At 63.1% G+C, this 2,409-nt stretch carries 2 protein-coding genes; both read left to right on the top strand.

Features of this window, described 5'->3' with window-relative positions:
• Positions 1 to 1,483: IS21 family transposase (gene istA / locus KAK09_RS18470; protein ID WP_418895550.1), on the top strand; the 1,483-nt coding region annotated here is incomplete at its 5' end.
• Positions 1,480 to 2,244 carry an IS21-like element helper ATPase IstB gene (gene istB, locus KAK09_RS18465; protein ID WP_210880388.1) on the top strand — a complete coding sequence of 255 codons (765 nt, stop codon included), beginning with the start codon at positions 1,480 to 1,482 and terminating at the stop codon, positions 2,242 to 2,244. The genes istA and istB, both read left to right, overlap by 4 nt.
• The last annotated feature ends 165 nt before the right edge of the window (positions 2,245 to 2,409 follow it).

Below are 2,409 nucleotides of genomic sequence, written 5' to 3'. Positions count from 1 at the left end.
ACTTTACAAGAAGGTCCGTCTGGCGTGTGGCGAGGGCATGAGCGCGCGGGCGGCGGCGAAGCATTTCAACATTTCTCGCGGGACGGTTGAGAAGATGTTGGCCTTTTCGGTGCCGCCTGGCTATCGGCGGGAGGCGCCGATCAAGCGGCCGAAGCTGGATGGGTTCACCGAGATCATCGACGCTTGGCTTGAAGCCGACAAGGCCGTGCATCGCAAGCAGCGTCATACGGCCAAGCGGATATGGGAACGGCTTCGGGCCGAGCATGGTTTCATCGGCGGCTATACGATCATCAAGGATTACGTGCGTGAGCGTGAGCGGCGGGGCCGGGAGATGTTCGTACCGCTGGCCCATCCGCCAGGAGATGCGCAGGCGGATTTTGGCGAAGCCGTTGTCGTCATCGGCGGTGTTGAACAAAAGGCGCACTTTTTCGTCATGGACCTGCCGCATAGCGATGCCTATTTCATGCGGGCCTATCCAGCGGCGACGGCGGAAGCCTGGATGGACGGGCATGTCCGCGCCTTCGCCTTCTTCGGTGGTGTGCCGCAGTCGGTGCTTTACGACAACGACCGTTGCCTGGTCTCGAAGATCCAGCCGGATGGCACGCGCATCCGCGCCGCGCTGTTCAGCGGCTTGCAGTCGCATTACCTGTTTCGGGATCGCTATGGTCGGCCCGGGAAGGGGAACGACAAGGGCGCTGTCGAGGGGATGGTCGGCTACGCCCGCCGCAACCACATGGTGCCGATCCCCCACTTTGTCAGTTGGGACGCCTTCAATGCCGATCTTGAAGGGCAGTGCTGCGCGCGCCTGACGCGCACCCTTCGTGGTCACAAGGAGACGATCGGCGAGAGGCTGCAGCGCGATCTGGCCGCGATGCGGCCGCTTCCTGCCGCCCCGTTCGAAGCCTGCGACCAGGCGGGCGGTCGGGTCAGCTCCCAGTCGCTTGTGCGGTATGACACCAACGATTACTCGGTCCCGGTCGCCTACGGCCATCAGGATGTCTGGGTTCGCGGCTACGTCGATCAGGTCGTGATCGGCTGTCGCGGGGAGGTGATCGCCCGACACCCGCGCTGCTATGACCGCGAGGACATGATCTTCGACCCGGTCCATTACCTTCCGCTGATCGAGCGCAAGATCAATGCGTTGGATCAAGCCGCCCCTCTGGCGGAATGGGACTTGCCTGATGAGTTCCTGACTTTGCGCCGCCTGATGGAGGCGCGCATGCTCAAGATGGGCCGACGCGAGTATGTGCAGGTGCTGCGTCTGCTCGAGACCTTCGGTATGGATGACCTGCATGCCGCCGTGAAGAAGGCCCTGAAGCTGGGAGCGGTCGGCTTCGATGCCGTAAAGCACCTCGTGCTCTGTCAGGTGGAGAAGCGCCCCCCGAGGCTTGATCTCGATGTCTACCCCTACCTGCCGCGGGCGAATGTCGAGACGACGCGGGCGGCCAGCTACATGGCCTTGATGTCGGAGGCGGCAGAATGACCGATGCCCCGAAGATCCTGCTTGCCCACCATCTGAAGACGCTGAAGCTGCCCACATTCTTGCGGGAGCACGAGAAGGTTGCGCGCCAATGCGCCGCCGAAGGGTTGGACCATGTCCGGTTCCTGTCGCGCCTGGTCGAATTGGAACTCATCGACCGAGAGCGGCGGATGGTCGAGCGCCGTATCAAGGCCGCGAAGTTCCCGGCCACAAAGAGCTTGGACAGCTTCGACTTCAAGGCGATCCCCAAACTGAACAAGATGCAGGTGTTGGCACTGGCGCGCTGCGAGTGGATTGAACGGCGCGAGAACGTGATCGCCCTTGGCCCCAGCGGAACCGGCAAGACCCACATCGCCTTGGGCCTGGGCCTGGCGGCCTGCCAGAAGGGCATGTCCGTCAGCTTCACCACCGCTGCCGCGCTGGTCAACGAGTTGATGGAGGCCCGCGACGAACGCCGTCTGCTCCGCGTCCAAAAGCAGATGGCTGCCGTGAAGCTGCTGATCATCGACGAACTGGGCTTCGTGCCGCTCTCCAAGACCGGTGCCGAGTTGCTCTTTGAGATGATATCCCAGCGTTACGAGCGTGGGGCCACGCTGATCACCAGCAATCTGCCCTTCGATGAATGGACCGAGACATTCGGCACCGAGCGGCTGACCGGCGCGCTTCTCGACCGGTTGACCCACCACGTCAACATCCTCGAGATGAACGGCGAAAGCTATCGCCTCGCTCAAAGTCGCGCGCGCAAGCCCAGCGACATCAACTGATCCAAGCAACCAGACTTGGACCTGACGGTCCAAGGCGGCCAGTCACCCGCCAGCTACATGGAGAGCGCGGCTGACTGGCCGCCGCCCGCCACGCGCGCCCCGCAGAAACCCCAGGTGGCCTAGTTTTGCGCCGCCCCGTGGCCCAATTTTACTCCGGCGTTGACA

Source organism: Roseovarius autotrophicus, assembly GCF_018069895.1.
Lineage (GTDB): Bacteria > Pseudomonadota > Alphaproteobacteria > Rhodobacterales > Rhodobacteraceae > Roseovarius > Roseovarius autotrophicus.
Note: the sequence above shows the minus strand (reverse complement) of the source record. Positions and strands in the feature narration are given on the sequence as shown.

What these genes read in the sequence shown, in the direction of transcription:
- istB (WP_210880388.1), top strand. Translation starts at nt 1,480, where the DNA reads ATGACCGATGCCCCGAAGATCCTGCTTGCCCACCATCTGAAGACGCTG.